At 61.9% G+C, this 20,059-nt stretch carries 21 protein-coding genes; 19 read left to right on the top strand and 2 right to left on the bottom strand.

Annotated elements, in window-relative coordinates; translation table 11 throughout:
* Window positions 1–154: 154 nt before the first annotated feature.
* The gene (locus tag TQ39_RS06355; RefSeq protein WP_050004931.1) at window positions 155–763 is read right to left on the bottom strand and encodes a hypothetical protein; all 609 of its coding nucleotides are present in this window, start codon (window positions 761–763) and stop codon (window positions 155–157) included.
* A gap of 137 nt (window positions 764–900) precedes the next feature.
* On the opposite strand from TQ39_RS06355, the gene TQ39_RS06350 reads away from it, so the two are divergent.
* The 6 genes from TQ39_RS06350 to TQ39_RS06325 all read left to right on the top strand — a co-directional run bounded on the left by TQ39_RS06350 (window position 901) and on the right by TQ39_RS06325 (window position 6,552).
* On the top strand, window positions 901–1,107 hold the full coding sequence (locus TQ39_RS06350) for a hypothetical protein (protein ID WP_156146198.1): 207 nt from the start codon (window positions 901–903) through the stop codon (window positions 1,105–1,107).
* A gap of 158 nt (window positions 1,108–1,265) precedes the next feature.
* The gene (locus TQ39_RS06345; protein WP_050004929.1) at window positions 1,266–3,014 is read left to right on the top strand and encodes an efflux RND transporter periplasmic adaptor subunit; all 1,749 of its coding nucleotides are present in this window, start codon (window positions 1,266–1,268) and stop codon (window positions 3,012–3,014) included.
* Window position 3,015: 1 nt separating this feature from the next.
* A complete protein-coding gene (locus TQ39_RS06340) occupies window positions 3,016–3,732 on the top strand; it encodes an ABC transporter ATP-binding protein (RefSeq protein WP_009324714.1) in 717 nt (238 codons plus the stop codon).
* Complete coding sequence (locus tag TQ39_RS06335; RefSeq protein ID WP_050004928.1) at window positions 3,719–4,990, top strand: ABC transporter permease; 1,272 nt, start codon at window positions 3,719–3,721, stop codon at window positions 4,988–4,990. The genes TQ39_RS06340 and TQ39_RS06335 overlap by 14 nt, the downstream gene beginning before the upstream one ends.
* Window positions 4,991–5,145: 155 nt before the next feature.
* On the top strand, window positions 5,146–5,955 hold the full coding sequence (locus TQ39_RS06330; protein ID WP_050004927.1) for an HAD hydrolase family protein: 810 nt from the start codon (window positions 5,146–5,148) through the stop codon (window positions 5,953–5,955).
* A 102-nt stretch (window positions 5,956–6,057) separates the two neighbouring features.
* On the top strand, window positions 6,058–6,552 hold the full coding sequence (locus TQ39_RS06325; RefSeq protein ID WP_009324711.1) for a DNA-deoxyinosine glycosylase: 495 nt from the start codon (window positions 6,058–6,060) through the stop codon (window positions 6,550–6,552).
* A 131-nt stretch (window positions 6,553–6,683) separates the two neighbouring features.
* On the opposite strand, the gene TQ39_RS06320 is transcribed toward TQ39_RS06325, so the two are convergent.
* The gene (locus TQ39_RS06320) at window positions 6,684–8,165 is read right to left on the bottom strand and encodes a DUF1846 domain-containing protein (RefSeq protein WP_009324710.1); all 1,482 of its coding nucleotides are present in this window, start codon (window positions 8,163–8,165) and stop codon (window positions 6,684–6,686) included.
* A gap of 675 nt (window positions 8,166–8,840) precedes the next feature.
* On the opposite strand from TQ39_RS06320, the gene TQ39_RS06315 reads away from it, so the two are divergent.
* The 13 genes from TQ39_RS06315 to TQ39_RS06255 all read left to right on the top strand — a co-directional run bounded on the left by TQ39_RS06315 (window position 8,841) and on the right by TQ39_RS06255 (window position 19,815).
* A complete protein-coding gene (locus TQ39_RS06315) occupies window positions 8,841–9,074 on the top strand; it encodes an AtpZ/AtpI family protein (RefSeq protein WP_009324708.1) in 234 nt (77 codons plus the stop codon).
* 72 nt (window positions 9,075–9,146) lie between these two features.
* Window positions 9,147–9,566: an ATP synthase subunit I gene (locus tag TQ39_RS06310; protein ID WP_009324706.1), complete on the top strand. Its 420-nt coding sequence runs from the start codon at window positions 9,147–9,149 to the stop codon at window positions 9,564–9,566.
* Complete coding sequence (locus tag TQ39_RS06305; protein WP_050004926.1) at window positions 9,563–10,312, top strand: F0F1 ATP synthase subunit A; 750 nt, start codon at window positions 9,563–9,565, stop codon at window positions 10,310–10,312. Before TQ39_RS06310 ends, TQ39_RS06305 begins: the two co-directional genes overlap by 4 nt.
* A 93-nt stretch (window positions 10,313–10,405) precedes the next feature.
* Window positions 10,406–10,669 (top strand): ATP synthase F0 subunit C, encoded by a 264-nt coding sequence (gene atpE / locus TQ39_RS06300; protein ID WP_009324702.1) that lies wholly within the window; start codon window positions 10,406–10,408, stop codon window positions 10,667–10,669.
* Window positions 10,670–10,724: 55 nt separating this feature from the next.
* Window positions 10,725–11,231 carry a F0F1 ATP synthase subunit B gene (gene atpF / locus TQ39_RS06295; RefSeq protein ID WP_050004925.1) on the top strand — a complete coding sequence of 169 codons (507 nt, stop codon included), beginning with the start codon at window positions 10,725–10,727 and terminating at the stop codon, window positions 11,229–11,231.
* The gene (atpH, locus tag TQ39_RS06290; RefSeq protein WP_050004924.1) at window positions 11,228–11,761 is read left to right on the top strand and encodes an ATP synthase F1 subunit delta; all 534 of its coding nucleotides are present in this window, start codon (window positions 11,228–11,230) and stop codon (window positions 11,759–11,761) included. Before atpF ends, atpH begins: the two co-directional genes overlap by 4 nt.
* 37 nt (window positions 11,762–11,798) lie before the next feature.
* Complete coding sequence (atpA, locus tag TQ39_RS06285; protein ID WP_009324697.1) at window positions 11,799–13,319, top strand: F0F1 ATP synthase subunit alpha; 1,521 nt, start codon at window positions 11,799–11,801, stop codon at window positions 13,317–13,319.
* Window positions 13,320–13,346: 27 nt separating this feature from the next.
* Window positions 13,347–14,198, top strand: coding sequence for an ATP synthase F1 subunit gamma (gene atpG, locus TQ39_RS06280; protein WP_009324695.1), 852 nt, complete (start codon window positions 13,347–13,349; stop codon window positions 14,196–14,198).
* Between the two features lie 341 nt (window positions 14,199–14,539).
* Window positions 14,540–15,934, top strand: a complete 1,395-nt coding sequence (gene atpD / locus TQ39_RS06275) for a F0F1 ATP synthase subunit beta (RefSeq protein WP_009324693.1) — start codon at window positions 14,540–14,542, stop codon at window positions 15,932–15,934.
* A gap of 12 nt (window positions 15,935–15,946) precedes the next feature.
* Window positions 15,947–16,345 carry an ATP synthase F1 subunit epsilon gene (gene atpC / locus TQ39_RS06270; RefSeq protein WP_009324690.1) on the top strand — a complete coding sequence of 133 codons (399 nt, stop codon included), beginning with the start codon at window positions 15,947–15,949 and terminating at the stop codon, window positions 16,343–16,345.
* A 153-nt stretch (window positions 16,346–16,498) separates the two neighbouring features.
* Window positions 16,499–17,776, top strand: a complete 1,278-nt coding sequence (locus tag TQ39_RS06265; RefSeq protein ID WP_133303710.1) for a lipopolysaccharide biosynthesis protein — start codon at window positions 16,499–16,501, stop codon at window positions 17,774–17,776.
* 45 nt (window positions 17,777–17,821) lie between these two features.
* Complete coding sequence (proC, locus tag TQ39_RS06260; protein WP_050004922.1) at window positions 17,822–18,613, top strand: pyrroline-5-carboxylate reductase; 792 nt, start codon at window positions 17,822–17,824, stop codon at window positions 18,611–18,613.
* 158 nt (window positions 18,614–18,771) lie between these two features.
* Window positions 18,772–19,815 carry a hypothetical protein gene (locus tag TQ39_RS06255; protein ID WP_009324684.1) on the top strand — a complete coding sequence of 348 codons (1,044 nt, stop codon included), beginning with the start codon at window positions 18,772–18,774 and terminating at the stop codon, window positions 19,813–19,815.
* Window positions 19,816–20,059: the final 244 nt, after the last annotated feature.

Raw genomic sequence — 20,059 nt, 5'->3', positions numbered from 1 at the left:
ACTGCCAAAACCGTCAACGAAGTATGCCACAAAGGTATAGTATGCGGCGCTTGATGCCGATTCTCTTGCTTTTGTATCATGCTTATGCATATTTGCTTTTACGATGGTCATTGTGCCAAAATTTGTGATTTAGTAATAAGATGAATGATTGCTCCTAACAAATCCTACTACTCAAAATGTTTAATTGACAGTTGTAACTGCTGTAATTATGCGTTTTGTTTTTTTGAATACGGAGATAAATCCACGCCTCCAGAAGCAGCAATCCCAAAGCGGTTAACATATGTATGCCCTGAATATAACCCTGCTGCCTGAATAATCCGGACCACTTTAATTGAACAATAGCCTCTTGATTTTCAACAGTAACTTCGTTTTTTTCCAAAAAGTCCCGCATTGAAAAGGTGTAGCTTTCTTCATTTGGAATAAGCGTATTACTGTTTTTTTCAATCCTGAATCTTGGCATATATAAATTCCATTCAATCCGTACAGCATGAGTCTCACCAGCTTGATTTTTATAAAGAATCCAGTCCGGTGAACTTTTGCCAATCAAACTGTTATCGGGAACACCCTCACCGCTTATGTCCAATATTTCGCACCCGTTAAAATACGAAATGCTCCCGAGACTTTCCGCTGTTAATGGCGCGGAGTATGTATGAATGAAAAAATATTGGAAGGCCAGGGCTGCAAGCAGGTTAACAAGATACAGTATAAGCCAAATCAATATATGCCAAGGTCTTTTCTCTTTGGCTGTCTTATTTTTTGACACGCAGAGAACCTCCTTTTGGGTTTTAGGCCTATTATTTCCGCACCATCGGGCTCACCTGTTTCCTTTTCTTTGTACTGAGTATATACATTTTTATTTTCTCGAGCAAGTCCTCCAGCGCGAAAGCTCCTTTTGGGGGCGTGGAAAACGTCTTTGCATGCCCTATGGCCATCTGGAACCTGCTGGATGCATTGTTCCCGCTGTACGGCCTGCCCTGCGCCCAGGCAGCGGCCGAGCTGGAGGTGGCTGCCGCGGCCGCGGCGACGCTGGCGCGCTTTTTCAGGCGGGCGGAGCGTGAATGCGCGGTAAAGCTGCCGCGTGCGAAAAGCGCGCCGCCCTCGCCGTGACCGGCGGCTCTGCTCCTTTTGCGCTTAGGCCGCGCCTCCCTTGGGGCGCGGCTTTTCCGCGTTGTTTTCACCGTTCTTTCCGCTGCTCCACACATCCCTTTCACATTTTTTATTTACCATTTTTTGTAAAGATCCGGTACAAAGAAAGGGGTTTTATTATGGGAAAAGCAGGCCTTTGGTTCAAACGGCTGTGGAAAAGGCTGCGGTCGTTCCGGTTCACCAAAAAGCGTGTGCTCCTGGTGTCGGCCGTCTTGGCGGCTGCGGCATTGGGCTTCGGCGTCTGGCGCTTCCTGCGCCCTGCCGGCGGGGCGCTGCCCGCAATGGCTGACGCGGTGCGCACCACCCGGCTGGAAAAAACCACGCTGTCAGAGAGCATCACCGTCACGGGCACGGTGGAGAGCGGAAGCGTGGCCAACGTCACCACGTCGCTCTCCTATCCCGTCAAGGAGATCTTTGTGCAGGTGGGCGACACGGTAAGCGAGGGCGACGTCATCTGCACGCTGGATTCCTCCGACCTGGAGGAACAGCTTGCCAAACGGCAGGAGGCGCTGGCCGAAAGCAGGGAAACGGCGCAGAAAAATTACGATAAGGCCGTGGAAAGCTACAACAGCGCGGCGGCGAAGCAGACCGAGGCGTACAACGCCTACGCCAGTGCGGCTTCGGCGCTGGAAACGGCGCGCAACACCGAATATCTGAACGCGGCCAATTCCGTTTCGTCGTATCAGAGCGCCTACGACGCGGCTCTGACGGCGGAGCAGGAGGCGGGCGCGGCGCTGAACAACGCCAACACGGCACTTTCCGCTGCGCAGGCTGCCTGCGACGCCGCACAGGCCGCGCTGGATGCGGACAGCGCCAACCCGGAGCTGCAGGCGGCCCGGGACAACGCGGCGGCGGCTTTGACGGCGGCGCAGAACACGGCCGCGGCGGCGCAAAGCGATTACACCGCGAAGTCCGCCGCGCGGCAGGCGGCGGAGGATGCGCTCAAGACTGCGAAGGCAAACAGCGGCTACGACGCGCTGTATCAGGCCTATGCCGCGGCGGACCAGGCTTGGCTGCAGGCCAGGAGCACCTACGAGACGGCTACGGAAACCCTCCGGCAGGCTAAGGAAAACATGGAGACCGCGGCCGAAAATCTGGAAAACGCGGGCACCAGCGATGAGATCGAGGAGCTGGAGGAGCAGATCGCGGACTGCACCATCACCGCAGGTGCGTCCGGCACCATCACTACGCTGAACGCGACGGTTGGCTCGGCCGCGGGCGGCGGTACCTCCAACACGGCGTTGGCGGTCATCCAGAACACCGACGATTTGAAGGTGTCCATTACCATTGACGAGGACGATATCAAAAGCGTGGCTGTGGGCCAGCAGGCCATCATCAAAAGCGACGCCACCGGAGACACGGAGATCGCGGGCACGGTGTCCCAGCTTTCGCTCACCTCCGGCTCCACAGGCAGTACGCAGGGCGGTACCGGCAGCTCTGGCTTCGGGGCCGAGGTGACCGTAACCGGGAAGGACAGCGGCCTGCTCATCGGCCTTTCCGCGAAGGTGGAGATCATCCTTTCCCAGGTGACGGACGTCTATGCCGTTCCTTACGATGCGGTGGGCACGGACGAAAACGGCGGCAGCGTGGTTTACGCCCGCAGCGGAGGCGAAACGGAATTCACGGCCATCCCTGTGGAAACGGGCATGGAAACGGATTATTATATTGAGATCTCCGGCGAAGGGCTTTCCGACGGGATGGAGGTAAAGACGAGCGCCAATGATACGGCCACGGCCGCCGCGGGCGCGGACGACGCGCAGCAGAGCGGGGAAAACGCCATGTTCAGCATGGACATGGGCGGCGGCATGCCGGGCGGCGATATGCCCGGTGGCGGCGGCATGCCCAGCGGCGGCCCGGGAGGGATGTGATATGGATGCTCCCATCATCGACATGCACGGCATCGTCAAGCGGTTCCCCATCGGCACGGGCGAGGAACTGGAGGTGCTGCACGGCATTGACCTGACGGTGCGCAAAGGCGAATTTGTGGCCATCGTGGGCGCGTCCGGTTCGGGCAAATCCACGCTGATGAACATCATCGGCGCGCTGGACCGCCCCACGGAAGGCACCTATGTGCTGGACGGCGTGGACGTAGGCACACTGCGCGACAAGCAGCTCTCCCGCATCCGCTGCCGGAAGATCGGATTTGTATTCCAGACGTTCAACCTGGTGCCCCGCACCAGCGCGCTGAAGAACGTGGCGCTGCCCATGATGTACAACGGCGTGCGCGGCACGGCACGCACACAGCGCGCCCGCGCGCTGCTGGATATGGTGGAAATGGGCGACCGCGCGGGCCATGCGCCCAGCCAGCTTTCCGGCGGGCAGAAGCAGCGCGTGGCCATTGCGCGCGCCATGGCCAACGACCCCGCCATCCTGCTGGCCGACGAGCCGACGGGCGCGCTGGATTCCGCCACGGGGCGCCTGGTGATGGACCTGTTCCACCGGCTGCACCGGGAGCAGGGAAAGACCATCGTGCTCATTACCCACAGCCCGGAGCTTGCCGGCGAATGCCAGCGCATCGTCACCATCAAGGACGGCCGCGTCACGGGCGTGCGCAGGGGAGGAGGCGCTGCGGATGCTGCTGTTTGAAAACATCCAGCTTGCCCTTAACGGCCTGCGGGCCAACAAGATGCGCGCGCTGCTCACGATGCTGGGCATCATCATCGGCATCGGCTCGGTCATCGCTATCATGACGGTGGCGGGCAGCATGACGAACTCCATCACCACCAGCATGCAGAGCATGGGCGCGAACAACATCACCGTCAGCCTGACGCAAAAAAGCGACAGCGATTACACCGAGGGTGCGCAGACGCGCATGTTCCGCCCAACCACTCCCGGCGCGGAGGACCTGCTGACGGACGAGATGCTGGCGGATTACCGCGCGCTTTACGGCGGCAGCATCTACGCTGTCAGCCTGACACAGAGTCTTGGCAGCTATACGGTGAGCACAAACGCGGACGAAGCCGGCGTGAACGTCACGGGCGTGAACACCGAATATGCCGCCGCCAACAGCGTGGAGCTGTCCCGCGGGCGCTTCTTCACGGAGGAGGACGAGGAAAAAGCCCGCACGGTGGCCGTTGTGAGCGACGTGTTTGCTGAAACACTGTTTCCAGGGCAGGAGGCCATCGGCCAGGCGTTCCAGCTCACCTACGGCACCAAGGTATACACATTTTATATCGTGGGGGTGTACCCGTATGAGAGCAACGGGCTCGTGCTGGAATCCACAGACGCCACCCCCACCACGGACATGTACCTGCCCATCTCCACGGCCAAAGCCATGTCCCATGCGGACGACGGCTACCAGAGCTTCACGGTGGTGGCGGCCACAGGCGTGGACACCAGCGCATTTCTGACGCAGACGGAAAATTTCTTCGCCGGCTATTACACGCGCAATACCTCCTATACGGCCACGGCCTCCAGCATGGAGAGCCTGATGGAGAGCATGACGGAGATGCTCTCCACCATCAGCCTGGCCATCGCGGTCATCGCGGGCATCAGCCTGCTGGTGGGGGGCATCGGCGTAATGAATATCATGCTGGTGTCCATCACCGAGCGCACACGGGAGATCGGCACCCGCAAGGCGCTGGGCGCGACGAACGGCAGCATCCGTGTGCAGTTCATCGTGGAATCCGTCATCATCTGCCTCATCGGGGGCGTTCTGGGGATTCTGGCGGGCCTGGGCCTGGGCGCCGCGGGCGCGAACCTGCTGGGCTATGCGGCCGCGCCCAGCGCGGGCGTTATTTTCATTGCTGTGGCGTTCTCCATGGCCATCGGTGTGTTCTTCGGCTATTATCCGGCGAACAAAGCGGCCCGGCTGGACCCCATTGAGGCGCTGCGCTACGAATGACGCGCCGCCGCGGGGCAGGGATGCCCCCTGAAAAGCAGAAGCAGCGTGCCGTCCGGCGGTTTGCACGGGCGGCGCGTTTTGTGTTATGATGGGCGCAGCGGCGGAAAGCTCCGCCGGAATCTGCGCCGCCGCGGGCGGCGGAATGGGTGGTTTGCATGAAGATCAAAGCGGCTGTGTTCGACATTGACGGCACGCTGGTGCCCTATGGCGCGCCCGGCCCCGGCCAGGCCGCGGTGCAGGCGCTGCGGGAACTGGCGCAAAGCGGTGTGGCCGTCGTCATTGCCACGGGGCGCGCGCGGTATACGGCGCAGTGGGTGCTGGGCAGCGGGATAAAGCCGGATTATTTCGCGGCGGTGAACGGAGCGGACGTGACGGACGCGGCGGGGCGGCCTGTGTGGCAGAGCCGCATGACGCCCGAGGAAATGTACGCGCTTGTGGATTTCTGCGAGGACCATGAGCTGCCGCTGGAATTTATTTTTTCCGACGCATACTATGTGTATGTGGAATACGCGGCCTTTGTGGAAAAGTACTGCGGGCAGAACGCTGCGTCCGGCTTTTTTGACAGCGTGCTGCGGGACGGCGAGGACCAGGTGCGCCATTTGCAGGACATGCCCTTCGGCGCCTGCGCGGCAATGGACGCGCGCCATGCAGCGGCCTTTGAAGCGAAATACGGCCATCTGGGCCTGCGGTTCATTCCCTTTGCACCGGGCCGGTACGACGTGCTGCGCGCGGGCGCAGGCAAGGCGGCGGGCGTTGGCCGGCTGCTGGAGCGGCTGGGTATCTCCTGGGCGGAAACGGCGGCCTTCGGCGACGGTGAAAACGACGCGGAGCTGCTGGAGGCGGCGGGCTTTGCCGTGGCAATGGAGGGCGGCGCGCAGAGCCTGCTGCCCCTGGCCGACGCGGTGGCCCCCGCTGCGGCCCTGGACGGCGCGGCGGCTGCCGTTCGGGAATATCTGCTGGAGTGACGCGCCCGCGCAGGGAAGAGAAAAAACAGGGGCGGACGCCCGCGGCAGGGCGCTGTGCGCGGCCGGCGCAAAGCGGCCCGGCCCGCAGAGGAGGAAGAAAAAATGGCGTTTCCGCCCGTATACGGTCCGGATTCCCGCACACTGATCGTGGGAACTTGGCCCAGCCCCAAAAGCCGGGAGCAGGGCTTTTTTTACGGCCATCCGCAGAATCGGTTCTGGCCGCTGCTGGCGCGGCTTCTGGGAGCGCCCGTGCCCCAAAGCGTGCCGGAGAAAAAGGCACTCATCCTCACCCATGGCCTGGCGCTGTGGGACACCATTGAAAGCTGTACCATCACCGGCGCTTCGGATGCTTCCATCCGGGACGTGGTGCCCGCGGATATTGCGGGCCTTGCCCGCAAAGCGCCTATCCGGCGCGTTTTGTGCAACGGGGCCACGGCGTACCGGCTGTATGAAAAATACAGCCGCGTGCCCGGGCTGGAGGCCGTGAAGCTGCCCAGCACCAGCCCGGCCAACGCCGCCTGGACGATGGATAAGCTGGCGGCGGCGTGGGGAAACTATCTGGGAGAGAAGGCCGCGCCGGGCGCGGAGCGGCTGTAAGCGCGCGAAAAAGCCTGGCGATCCTTTGTGGATCGCCAGGCTTTTTGAATACGCTGGGCGCCAAAACCGGTGTTTTCCGTGGAGGAGCCCCGTCTCTGCACCGCTTTGCCGCTCCTGAAAAGTCTGCCTGCTCAGAAAAACAGGTCCTTGCTGGGGTATTCCGGCTCGGAGGTAAGGCGCAGGCCCATTTTGCGCAGTGTGCCTTCGTCACCGGAATGCAGCATGCAGGTGCTGTGCATCTCGCAGTCCCGCAGCTTCGGCAGCGCGGCCATGGCGCGGGCCGTCAGCGTGTTGGTGGCGGCTGTGATGGAGAGTGCCGCGAGCACGTCGTCCACCTTCAAAACGCTGGAACGGCTGCCGAGGATGTCGATCTTCAGCTTGAGGATCGGCTCCAGTATGATGGGGCTGATGAGCGTGAGAGAATCGTCGATGCCGGCAATGGCCTTGATGGCGTTGAGCACGCAGGAGGAGCAGGCGCTCATCAGGTTGCTGGCCTTGCCCGTTACGATCGGTCCGTCCGGCAGCTGGATGGCCGCGGCGGCCACGCCGGAGCTTTCGCTTTTGGCAAGAGCGGGCGCAACCACCGCACGGTCCGCCGTGGTGAGGGAAAGCTCCTGCATGATGCGCTTGATTTTGTCCACCGCGTCCTGCGAGCCCTTACCCTGCTTGTGGTCGCAAAGAGCCTTGTAGTAACGGCGGATGATCTCTTGGCTGGCGGCGGCGCGGACGGTTTCGTCGTCCACGATGGCGTAGCCCGCCATGTTCACGCCCATATCCGTGGGAGATTTGTATACGCTTTCGTCCCCTGTGATGCGCGAGAGGATGTTGCGCACGATGGGAAAGGCCTCCACGTCCCGGTTGTAGTTGACGGTGGTGACGCCGTAGGCCTCCAGATGGAACGGGTCGATCATGTTCACGTCAGCGAGGTCGGCAGTGGCCGCCTCGTAGGCCAGGTTCACCGGATGCTTCAGCGGCAGGTTCCAGATGGGGAACGTCTCAAACTTGGCATAGCCCGCCACGCGGCCCTGGCGGATTTCGTGATACACCTGCGAGAGGCAGGTGGCCAGCTTGCCGGAGCCGGGGCCGGGGGCCGTCACCACCACGAGAGGCCTGGAGGTTTCGATGTAGGGGTTCGCGCCGTAGCCTTCGTCGCTGCAGATATAGGCGATGTCCGTGGGATAGCCCTTGATGGGGCGGTGGATGTAGTTTTTCACGCCGCGCATCGTCAGCTTTTTGGCGAAGCCGTCGGCTGCCGCCTGGCCGGTGTACTGCGTGATGACCACGCTGTTCACGCGGATGCCCATGTGCGTGATGTCGTCGATGAGACGCAGCACCTCCATATCATAGCTGATGCCGAGGTCCGCGCGCATTTTTGTCTTTTCAATGTCTCCCGCCGAGACGGTGAAGATGATCTCGGCCTGTTCGCGCATCTCGTACAGCAGGCGAATCTTGCCGTTGGGGTCGAACCCCGGCAGCACCCGGGCCGCGTGGTAATCATCAAAAAGCTTGCCGCCGAACTCCAGGTACAGCTTGCCGCCCCACTGCGCAATGCGCTGGCGGATATGCTCCGTCTGCTTGTGGATATAAAGGCTGTTGTCAAATCCTGCTTCCACTGTTATGCTCCCTCTTCCTGCGTATTCTTTTCCGGAGCATGCGCTTATACATTCAGGCGGAATTGTCTGTTTTTATACACAAACAAATGGGTTTGTCTATTGCCCGCCCCGCGTCCCCGATGGTATACTGGCCCTGTTCCGGAAAATCCCAATATCTTATATAGGATACCATTAACCCATGTGCAAGGCAAGGCGTGCGGCGCGAAAAAAACAGAAATTTGAGGCGGCCTGCGGCAATTTTCCTTTTTGCGGCCGCCGAAGGCGGCAAAGGCTTCCGTGAAGCCTTTGAGCAAACGGTCCGTTCGTGCAGCGATGGCGGTAATATGCCTTACCGCCCGGGACACGGCTCGGCGGGTTTGGATGCGCAGCGCGCCAACCGGTCCGTCCAAACCCGATGTTCTCCCGCGTGGAGACACCTTTCGGAGGGCGTCTTATCGACAATTTTTTGTCATGCATTCCGCAATATGGATTTTTTCGAGGGTTTCTGAACAAATCAAACAAAGTTTTTGTGAAAATTTATACGGGGCCTGTCGGGGAACACCGGGATTACGGATTGTATTTGCGTGGGTGTTCAGATATAATAAATATCGGTGCTGTTTGCATAAAGGATATTTGCAAAAAGCTTGACAAAAGGCTGGAGCGCGGCGCAGGCCCGCCGCAGAGGGGGCGTGCCGCGTGAAGAAAAAAGGCTGGTTTTCCGTTTTGCAGAACCTGTCCTGGCTGACGCAGCTGGGCCTTTCGCTGGCGGCGCCGCCGGTGCTGTGCCTGCTGGGCGCGGGCTGGCTTGCGAGGCGCTTTTCGCTGGGGCCGTGGGTATATTTCGCGGCCATAGTGCTGGGCTTGGGCGCCGCGGCGTGTACCTTTGCGGAATTTGTGAAAATGTTCCGCCGCAAAAACGGAAAAAAGTAGCGGCTGTACGGCCGTAAAACAAGGCGTTCCGGGCGGCGCCCGGAGGCCGGAGCTGGATGTGATCGACTTTTTATGAAGATACAGGAAGCGACAAAGCGCGAGACGCTGCACATCGCCGCGGGCACGCTGGCCTTTTCGGCGGTGATGAACGGCGTGTTCGCACTTCTGGGAAGATGGGACCTGACGGTGCTGTGGGGCACGCTGCTGGGCGGCGGCTTTGCGGTGCTGAACTTTTTTCTGCTGGGCCTCACGGTGCAGAAAATGGCCGGGGACCCGAACGAAAAAAAAGGCAAGCTCGTGCTGCAGCTCTCGTACAGCCTGCGCATGCTGGCCACGCTGGCCGTGGTGGTGCTGGGCGTAAAGCTGGCGTGCTTTTCGTGGGTGGCTACGGTGATCCCGCTGCTGTTCCCGCGGCTTACCATTCTTGCAATGCAGATCCTGGGCATGTACAAACCGCCCAAAAATAAGGAAGGAGGCGATGAGCCGGTATGAATGTGGATATCACCGGCGCGCGCATCTATTTTACCATCCCGATCTTCGGCGGAATCCCCATCACCGCCACCATTGTCAACAGCCTGCTGGTCACGCTCATCATCATAGGGCTGAGCATATTCATCACCCGGAACCTGAAGGTGCGGGCGGTGAGCAGGCGGCAGGTGGTGGCTGAATTCCTGGTGGAGACCGCGCAGAATTTCGTGAACGGCAATATGGGTGAAAAATTCGCATATTACGGCCCGTTCGTGGCGGCGCTTTTCGCATCGTCGCTGTTTTCCAGCCTGCTGAGCCTGGTGGGGATGTTCCCCCCCACGAGCGACCTTTCCACCACGCTGGCGTGGGCGGTGATGGTGTTCGTGCTCATCACCTACACCAAGATCCGCACGGGCGGCGTCGGCGGCTACCTCAAAGGCTTCACGCAGCCCATCTTCGTGCTTACGCCGTTCAACATTTTGTCCGAGCTGGCGACGCCCATTTCCATGGCGTTCCGTCATTTCGGCAACATCGTGTCCGGCAGCGTCATCACGGCGCTGGTGTATGCGGCGCTGGCAACGGCATCCCACGCACTGTTTGCGTGGCTGCCGGGTGCGGCAGGCGAGCTGCTGGGCTCGATCCCCATCCTGCAGGTGGGCGTGCCGGCGGTGCTCAGCGTGTATTTCGATTTGTTCTCCAGCTTTATGCAGGCGTTCATTTTCTGCATGCTGACAACGCTGTATATCGCCAACGCGGCCGACGATTCCTGACGGACGCGAAGCTCCCGTTTGTTTTTCCGCCGCCCGCTGCGTGCAAGGGCGCTGAAAATAACCCAAACTATTTTTATGTAGGAGGAAACCTCTATGTTGGAAAAAGCAATCATCCTGGCAGGCTGCGCTGTGGGCGCCGGCCTCGCCCTCATCGCGGGCATCGGCCCCGGCATCGGCGAAGGCTACGCCGTCGGCAAGGCCTGCGAGGCCATCGGCCGCCAGCCCGAGTGCAAGGGCGACGTGACATCCACCATGCTGCTTGGCTGCGCCATTGCGGAGACGACCGGTATTTATGGCTTCGTAACGGGCCTGCTGCTCATCTTCGTGGCTCCCGGCATCTTCATGGGCCTGCTGTAAGCCGCGGGCACCGGCGGCGGGCGTTCAGGCCGCGCCGCCAAAAGGAGGAGACAGAATGAAACAATTTCAGGACCTCGTCACCCTCGCCCCGTGGACGTTCATTTTCCAGATCTGCAACCTGCTTATCCTGACGGCGGGCGTGAAGCATTTTCTGTTCAAGCCCGTGGAGCAGATCCTTGCCAAGCGTAAAGAGGAGATCGAAGCGTCCTACACCGAGGCTGAAAAGGCCGAGGGCGACGCACAGGCAATGAAAGAGGAATACGAGACACGCCTTGCCAGCGCAAAGGAAGAGGCGGCGGAGATCGTGAAAAGCGCCACGGCACGCGCCAATGCGCGCGGCGAGGAGCTTGTGAGCGCGGCGCGCGCCGAGGCGGCCGCGCTCAAGAGCAAGGCGGACGCCGAGATCGAGAGCGAACGCCGCAAGGCTGCCGGAGAGTTGAAAAACGATATTTCCGAGCTTGCCCTGGACATTGCGGGCCGCGTTGTGGAGAAGGAGATCGATCCCGAAACGCACAAGGAACTGATCGACGACTTCATCAGCCGTGTGGGTGACGCGTCATGACGGCAGCCGAAAAGGAATACGGCGGCGCGCTGTACGCACTTGCCGCCGAGGAGCACTGCGAGGACGCGGTGCTGGAGGGCCTTACCCTTGCGGCGGACGCTTTCCGCGAGACGCCCGGCTACCTGAAGCTGGTGCAGAACCCCGCGGTGCCGCGGGAAGAACGCCTGGCCATGCTGGACGAGGCGTTCGGCGCGGGCGTGCACGTTTATGTGCTGAATTTTTTGAAGATACTGTGCGGGAAATCCGCACTCGGCATGGCTGCGGGCTGCCTGCAGGAGTATAAGGCGCTGCTGTATGAGGCGCGCGGCATTCTGCCCGTGCAGGCCGTGAGCGCCGTGCCTCTGGATGAGGCGCAGCGTCGTGCCCTGTGCGACAGTCTGGCTCAAAAGACAGGCAGGACCATCCTGCTGGAGACCGCTGTGGACCCGTCCGTGCTGGGCGGCGTAAAGTTGCGGTACGAGGGGCTGGAGCTGGACGGCACGGCCGCCGGGCGGCTGGCCGCGCTGCGGCGCGCGCTGACGCAGGCGTGACGCCTGCACATCTGTACGTTGGAAAGTTGGTGAGACTATGCAGTTAAAACCTGAGGATATCAGCAAGATCATTAAAAGCCAGATCAAAAATTACGACAGCAGGATCGAATGCGCCGAAACGGGCACCGTCATTCTTGTGGGCGACGGCATCGCCCGCGCCTACGGGCTGGAAAAGTGCATGGCGAACGAGCTGGTGGAGTTTGAGAACGGCGAATACGGCATGGCCTTGAACCTGGAGGAGAACAGTGTAGCCATCGTGCTGCTGGGCTCCGACGAGGGCATCAGGGAAGGCGATACGGTCCGGCGCACGGGCCGCGTCGTCAGCGTGCCGGTGGGCGAAGCGCTCATCGGCCGCGTGGTGAACGCGCTGGGCCAGCCCATTGACGGCAAGGGGCCTGTTGACGCAGCCGAAACGCGGCCCATCGAGCGCAAGGCACCCGGCATCATTGAGCGCAAAAGCGTCAGCGTGCCGCTGCAGACGGGCATCAAGGCCATCGACAGCATGATCCCCATCGGCCGCGGCCAGCGTGAGCTGATCATCGGCGACCGCCAGACGGGCAAGACCGTCATCGCCACGGACACGATCATCAACCAGAAGGGCAAGGACGTGGTGTGCATCTACGTTGCCATCGGCCAGAAGCGCTCGACGGTGGCTCAGCTGGTGGAAACGCTCACTGTGGCCGGCGCAATGGACTACACCATCGTGGTCTCGGCCTCAGCCAGCGAGCTGGCCCCGGTGCAGTATATCGCGCCCTACGCGGGCTGCGCTATGGGCGAATATTTTATGGACAAGGGCAGGGACGTCCTGATCATCTACGACGACCTTTCCAAGCATGCGGTGGCCTACCGCGCGCTTTCTCTGCTCATCCGGCGCCCGCCCGGCCGCGAGGCGTATCCAGGCGATGTGTTTTACCTGCACAGCCGTCTGCTGGAGCGTGCGGCGCGCCTGGCCCCCGAATACGGCGGCGGCAGCCTGACGGCGCTGCCCATCATCGAGACGCAGGCCGGCGACGTTTCGGCCTACATCCCCACGAACGTCATCTCCATTACGGACGGCCAGATCTTTTTGGAAACAGAGCTGTTCCACGCGGGCGTGATGCCTGCCGTCAACCCGGGCATTTCGGTGTCCCGCGTGGGCGGCAACGCGCAGATCAAGGCAATGAAAAAGGTGGCGGGCACGCTGAAGCTGGCGTATTCCCAGTACCGTGAGCTGCAGTCTTTCGCCCAGTTCGGGTCGGACCTGGATGCGGATACCAAGCGCCGTCTGGCGCAGGGCGAGCGCATTGTGGAGGTGCTCAAGCAGGACCGCAATTCTCCGGTGCCTGTGGAGCAGCAGGTGTGCATCCTGTATGCTGTTACCAACGATTATCTGGTGGACGTGCCTGTGGAGCAGATCGCTGTGTACGAGCAGGAGCTGTACGAGGATCTAAGCAGCCTGCATGACGCGGACGTGCTGGCGCCCATCCGGGAGAGCGGCGCGCTTTCCGAAGGGACGAAGGCCGCGCTGGACAAGGCGCTGGCGGAGTTCACGGCGGCGTTCCTCAAATCCCACGCATAAAAAGAAGGAAGAAGGAGGCACGGCGTCATGGCGGCATCGTCCATGAAGGATATCAAGCTGCGCATCAAAAGCGTGGAAAGCACCATGCAGATCACCAAGGCCATGGAGCTGGTGGCGTCCTCGAAGCTGCGGCGCGCGAAGGAACGCGCCGAGGAGACGCGGCCCTATTTCACCACGCTGCATGAATGTCTTACAGACATCGCGTACGGCAACACGGATTTTTCCTCTCCGTTCGTGCAGCAGCGCGAAGTGAAAAAGACCTGCTATATCATGATCGCGGGCGATCGCGGGCTGGCAGGCGGCTACAATACCAACCTGTTTAAAACGGTGGCCGAACATATGGACGGCAAGGCGGTGTGCGTGCTGCCCATCGGCAAAAAGGCTGTGGAATATTGTGCGCACCGCGGGCTGGAGACCGTGACGGACGCCTATGCCACGGCCGAGGACGTCTCGCTGGGCGATTGCTTTTCCATCGCACGGATGCTCTGCGGGCAGTTCCGCAAGGGCGCGTTTGACGCGCTGTATGTGGGATACACCAATTTTGTGTCCATGCTCAGCCAGCAGCCGGCGGTGCTGAAAATGCTGCCCATCCGCTACGAGCGCAGGGAAGCAAAGAACACGGCGGAGAGCCTGACGATCTACGAGCCGTCCAGCGAGGCGGTATACGACGCGATCGTTCCGGAATATGTGGGCGGCCTTTTGTGGGGGGCTATGGCGGAGAGCGTGGCCAGCGAACAGGGGGCGCGGCGTACTGCGATGGATGCGGCCAGCAAAAACGCGGGCGACATGATCGAGGATCTTTCACTGAAATACAACCGTGCGCGGCAAGGCGCCATCACGCAGGAGATCACGGAGATCGTGGCCGGCGCGGAGGCATGAGACACTTGGCTTGAAACGCCAGCAGGGCAATTCAAGCCTGCCCCACCGCAGGGGGCCGCGCGAAGCGCAGGCGCACAGAGGCGCGCGGGTAGCGCGCCGGATGCGCCGGAGCGCCAAGCGGGTGCCTTAGCCGTTCGAGGAGCGAAGCGACGAGAACAGTCCTCAATGGACGCCCCGCGTCCCACGCCTGAAAAACCGGGTGCTTCCCGTTTTTCGGCGTATGCTCCGCACATCCGGAAACGCCCTGCAGGTATTTCAAGCCTGCCCTCGCAGGGGACCGCGCGAAGCGCAGGCGCACACAGCCGAAAGCTGTTTTCATCCTATTCAAAGGAGACAAGCCAATGAGCAATCAGAACATCGGCACAGTCACCCAGATCATCGGGCCTGTGCTGGACATCAAATTCCCCGACGGGCATCTGCCGGGCCTGCTGAATGCCATCACGGTGGAGAACGGGGCCGACACCATCACACTGGAGGTGGCGCAGCACATCGGCGACGATGTTGTGCGCTGCATCGCCATGTCCAGCACCGACGGCCTTGTGCGCGGCGCGAAAGCCGTGGATACGGGCAGCCCCATCACGGTGCCCGTGGGCGATCAATGCCTGGGCCGCATCTTCAATCTGCTGGGAGACCCTGTGGACAATCTTCCCGCGCCGGAGGCTCAGGAGCGCTGGCCCATCCACCGCCAGCCGCCCGCTTATGACGAGCAGGAATCCACCACCGAGATTTTGGAAACAGGCATCAAGGTCGTGGACCTCATCGCCCCCTACGCCAAGGGCGGCAAGATCGGCCTGTTCGGCGGCGCGGGCGTGGGAAAGACCGTGCTGATCATGGAACTGATCAACAACGTTGCCAAGGAGCACGGCGGCCTTTCGGTATTCACAGGCGTGGGCGAGCGCACCCGCGAGGGCAACGACCTGTACAACGAGATGAAGGAGAGCGGCGTGCTTTCCAAAACGGCGCTGGTGTACGGCCAGATGAACGAGCCGCCGGGAGCGCGTATGCGCGTGGGCCTTTCGGGCCTGACGATGGCCGAATATTTCCGTGACCGGGAAAACCAGGACGTGCTGCTGTTCATCGACAATATTTTCCGCTTTACCCAGGCGGGTTCCGAGGTTTCCGCCTTGCTGGGCCGTATGCCCAGCGCCGTGGGTTACCAGCCCACGCTGGCCACGGAAATGGGCGCCCTGCAGGAACGCATCACCTCCACGAAAAAGGGCTCCATTACTTCCGTACAGGCCGTGTATGTGCCGGCCGATGACCTGACGGACCCCGCGCCGGCCACCACCTTCGCCCATCTGGACGCGACGACAGTGCTGTCGCGCAGCATTTCCAGCCTGGGCATTTATCCGGCTGTGGACCCGCTGGAGTCCAACTCCCGCATCCTGACGCCGGACGTGGTGGGCCGCGAACACTACGAGGTGGCGCGCGACGTGCAGCGCATCCTGCAGCGGTATAAGGAATTGCAGGACATCATCGCCATCATGGGTATGGATGAGTTGTCCGAGGAGGATAAGCTCACAGTCTCCCGCGCGCGCAAAATACAGCGCTTTTTGTCCCAGCCGTTCAGCGTGGCCGAGCAATTCACGGGCATGCAGGGCAAATATGTGCCGCTCAAGGAGACCATCCGCGGCTTTAAGGAGATCATCGAGGGCAAGCACGACGATCTGCCGGAATCCGCGTTCCTCTTCGCCGGCACGATCGACGACGTGCTGGAGAAGGCAAAAACGCTGTAAGGGGGAGACGCCATGTCAACCTTTCATCTTCAAATCGTGACGCCGGACGGAGGTTTCTTCGACGGCGAGGCGGAAAAGCTCATCGTGCGGGCCATTGACGGCGACGTGTGCATCCTGGCCCGGCATTCGCCCTATGTAACGGCGCTGGGCACGGGTGAGGCACGGGTGACCATTGACGGCAAGCGCCGCCGCGCGGCCTGCGCGGGGGGGATGCTGGCAGTGACGAAAGACAATGTGCGCCTTGTGGCCACCACCTTTGAGTGGGCAGAGGATATCGACGCGGACCGCGCCCAGCGAGCGAAGGAGCGCGCGGAGCAGCTGATTGAAAAGGCCAAGGACCAGCGCGAGCTGGAATTGGCACAGGCGCGCCTGAAGCGCGCGCTGACACGTCTGCAGGTCACGGCAAAATAGCTGTGCAGGAGAGGCGGGCTTTGGCCCGTCTTTCTTTTTTGCCGTTCGGGTGGTATACTATTTTTGTTAGCCCGGCTGCCGCCCGCCGCCGCGCGGAAAGGTGCGGGAAAATAAGTGAAAAGGAGGCGCCGCGCTTTGCAGGACGCCCAGACCTTGAGACGGAATTTTTTGTGGAATACATTCGGACAGCTCACCTATATGCTGTGCCAGTTCCTGTGCGGTATCCTGGTGGTGCGCCTGGCCGGGGAGCAGGTTTCCGGCGTGTACAATACGGCGCTTACGGCCACGGGCATTTTTCTGTCCATCGCATCCTACGGCATGTACAGCTTTCAGGTGTCGGACATCCGGGGTAAGTACGGCGCAAGCACCTACATCCGCAGCCGTGTATGGACCTGTGCGCTGGCTGTGGCGCTGTGCATCGGCTTCGTAGCGGTGAGCGCCCTGACGGGCGAAAACCCATACAGCGCCCAGCAGAGCGTCTGCGTATTGCTGTTCCTGGGCTACCGCATGGTGGAATCCCTTACCGATATCTACAACGCCATCGACCAGCGCAGCGGGCGGCTGGACATCGTGGGCAAGACCTATGCGGTGCGCGGCGCGGTGACGCTGGCATCCTTTACGCTGACGCTGTGGCTCACCCAGGATATCGTTTTGACCCTTGCGTTGATGCTGGGCGCGAGCCTTGTGGTGTTTTTCGTTTATTCTCTGCCGCAGGCGCGGGCTTTTTATGCGCCGGAGCAGCCGCAGAACGCCCGCGTGGCCGCGCTGCTGTGGGAGTGCCTGCCGCTGGCGGTGTACAGCTTTTTGAACACCACCACGGCCTCCATCCCCAAATTGGCGCTCAGCAGCCGGATGGGGGAGACGGCGCTGGGCATTTACGGCCCCGTCACGCAGCCCGTCGTGCTGCTGCAGGTGGGGGCGACTTACCTGTTCAATCCGTTCATCACCGTGTTTGCGGACAGCTATGCCAGGCGGGACAAAAAGGGCTTTTTCAAGGCGGTGTTCGCCGTGCAGGGCATTGTGCTGGCGCTGCTGCCCCTGGGCCTGGCTGTGGCGCATTTTCTGGGACGCTGGGGGCTGGCGACGTTCGTCTCGCCCGGCCTGGCCGATTACCAGTACCTGCTGGGGCCTATGGTCGTGTCCGCCATTTTGACGGCGCTGGTGCTTTTTTACAGCATGGTGCTGACGGTGATGCGCTGTATGAAGGGGCTGATTGTGGCAAACGTGTGCGCCATTGCCGTCTCCGCGCTGGCCAGCGGGCCGTGCATCGCCCGGTGGGAGCTGCAAGGCACCACCTATGCAGCCGTTCTGGCCCAGCTGGTGCAGCTGGTGATGCTGGGCGGCGTCGCGCTGCGGATGGCGCGCCGCCACTTTGCGGGCAGCGGGCCGCTGCCTAAGCCGGAGGACCCGTTCGACGGCCTGCCCAGCTGAGGGCCGGGCTGTTCAGAAAAAATTGGAAAGTGGGGAAGACCAAGGATGGAAAGAAAGGATATGAAGCTGGGATTTATCGGGTTCGGCAATATGGCGCAGGCCATTGCCGAGGGGCTGCTGCGTTCAAAGGCACTGGAGCCGGAGCAGATCTGCGCCTGTGCGAAGGATTGGGACAAGCTGTGCGCCGCAACGCAGCCCCGGGGCATGCGCCCCTGCCGGGACGCCCGGGAGGTGGCGGAGGCCGCAGATGTGGTCATCGTGGCCGTAAAGCCGCACCTGATCGAGGAGGTGCTTTCGCCCGTGCGCGGGCAGCTTGCGGATAAGGCAGTCGTTTCCGTGGCGGCGGGCTGGCCCTTCGAGCGGTACGAGGCGCTGCTGCCCGGAACGCGCCATTTGAGCACCATGCCAAACACGCCGGTGCGCGTGTGCGCGGGCGTGTTCCTGCTGGAGGAAAAGCATTCCCTTACGCCAGAGGAATACGTGCTGGTGCAGGAGCTGTTCGGCCATTTGGGGCTGGTGCAGCCCGTGGAGAGCCGCCTGCTGGGCATTGCAGGCACACTGAGCGGCTGCGGCCCGGCGTTTGTGAGCATGTTCATCGAGGCGCTGGGCGACGCGGGCGTAAAGCACGGCCTGCCGCGGGCCATGGCCTACCGCCTTGCCGGCCAGATGGTGGCGGGCACGGGCCGCATGCAGGTGGAAACGGGCGCCCACCCGGGCGCGATGAAGGACGCGGTGTGCTCGCCCGGCGGCACGACCATTGTGGGCGTGGCGGAGCTGGAGCGCGGCGGTATGCGCGCGGCTGTCATCAACGCGGTGGACGCCATCCAGAATAAGTAAAAGCGGGCGGAGCCCCGCGCGGAGGCGCTGCGGCTCTGCGCGGGGCGCTTTGCATGTGCGGCGTGCTGTGGGACCGACATGACATGCAGCTGTCGGGTTCCCTGTGATAGCATGGAACAGAAGCGCCGCACGGGCGGCGGAACAGGGGAGGCGGCAGGATGCTGACAATGGAAAACGTTACGGCGCTGCGCATGCGGCGCCATTGCCTGACGCGGCGCGCGGGCGCGGCAGAGTACGATGCGCTGTACCGGGACCTTTCGCCGGGGCTGAACGTACACTGGCACGGGTTCGGGCAGCCGCCGTGCCTGGTGGAGCGCGCGGATTTTGACGACGTGGAATACAACGGCCGGCGCCAGCGGCAGCGCATTCTGGTGAAAGGGCGGTTCCAGAACGGGAACATCGGGTTTGTGGAGGCGGCACAGATGGAGCTGTTTGCCGGCCTGTACCGCAGGCCCTATAAGCCCACGGAGCATTCGGAGCTGCTGCGGGAGCTGATCGGGCGGGAAGGCCCGCTGAACATCGAAGCGATGAAACGGATGACGGGCCTGCTGGTGAAGCAGATCACGCCCGCGCTGCACCGGCTGCAGGAAGCCTTTCTTGTGTTTGAGGACCAGTTCGACGGCGAATGGGACCGGGGCTGGTACCTGTTTGACGAGATGTTCCCGGATGTGGACCCGGCGCGCATCTCCCGCGCCGAAGCCCTGCTGCGGGTGCTGCCGCGGCTTGCGCACCGGCAGGTGTACCTGACGGCGGCAGATGCAAAGGATTTTTACGGCCTTCCCGCAAGGGACGTTGCCGCGGCGATGGAAGAGCTGGCGCGGCAGGGCATCCTGGTTCGCTGGCGGGAGGGCTATCTGCCCGCGCAGGATGTGCCGCTTCTGCAGGCGCAGGCCTTTGAGCCGCTGCGCGGCGTGCTGGCGCTGCACCGGAACGACCCGCTGGTCCGCTGCGGGGAAAGCGCACGAAAGGAGCGCTACAAAAGCCCGGAAAAGGGCAGCGAGGTAACGCAGTATCTTTTGGTGGACGGCGTGATACGGGGCGCGGTGATGGGACATTTCCGTTACGGGCCATACGACCTGCACGCCGTTTGGCTGGAGCTGCCGGAGCAGGAGGCCGCGGTGCGCCGGGATGAGATCTTGCGGGCCGTATACGCTGTGAACGGCCCGAGAGAGGAGCCGCCGCCCTTTGTCCCGGTGGGATAGCACCTGCGGAAACGGCAAAGATATGCTGCGTCCCACTCCGTGCGCACGGGCGGGACGCGGGAGAACGAAAGGGAGAAAATCGATGCCGGAATACCGGGAAAACGAATTGTGCTACGAGGATTACCGTGCCTTGCGCACGCTTGCGGGGTGGGAAACCCATTCCGAAGAACAGACGAGGCGCGCGCTTGCCGCCGCCCTGTATGACGTGACCGCCGTGGAGGATGGCCGCGCCGTTGCCATGGGG

The sequence above is a fragment of the Ruthenibacterium lactatiformans genome (genome assembly GCF_000949455.1).
Taxonomy (GTDB): Bacteria; Bacillota; Clostridia; order Oscillospirales; family Ruminococcaceae; genus Ruthenibacterium; species Ruthenibacterium lactatiformans.
This window is presented reverse-complemented; position numbering and strand designations above follow the sequence as displayed.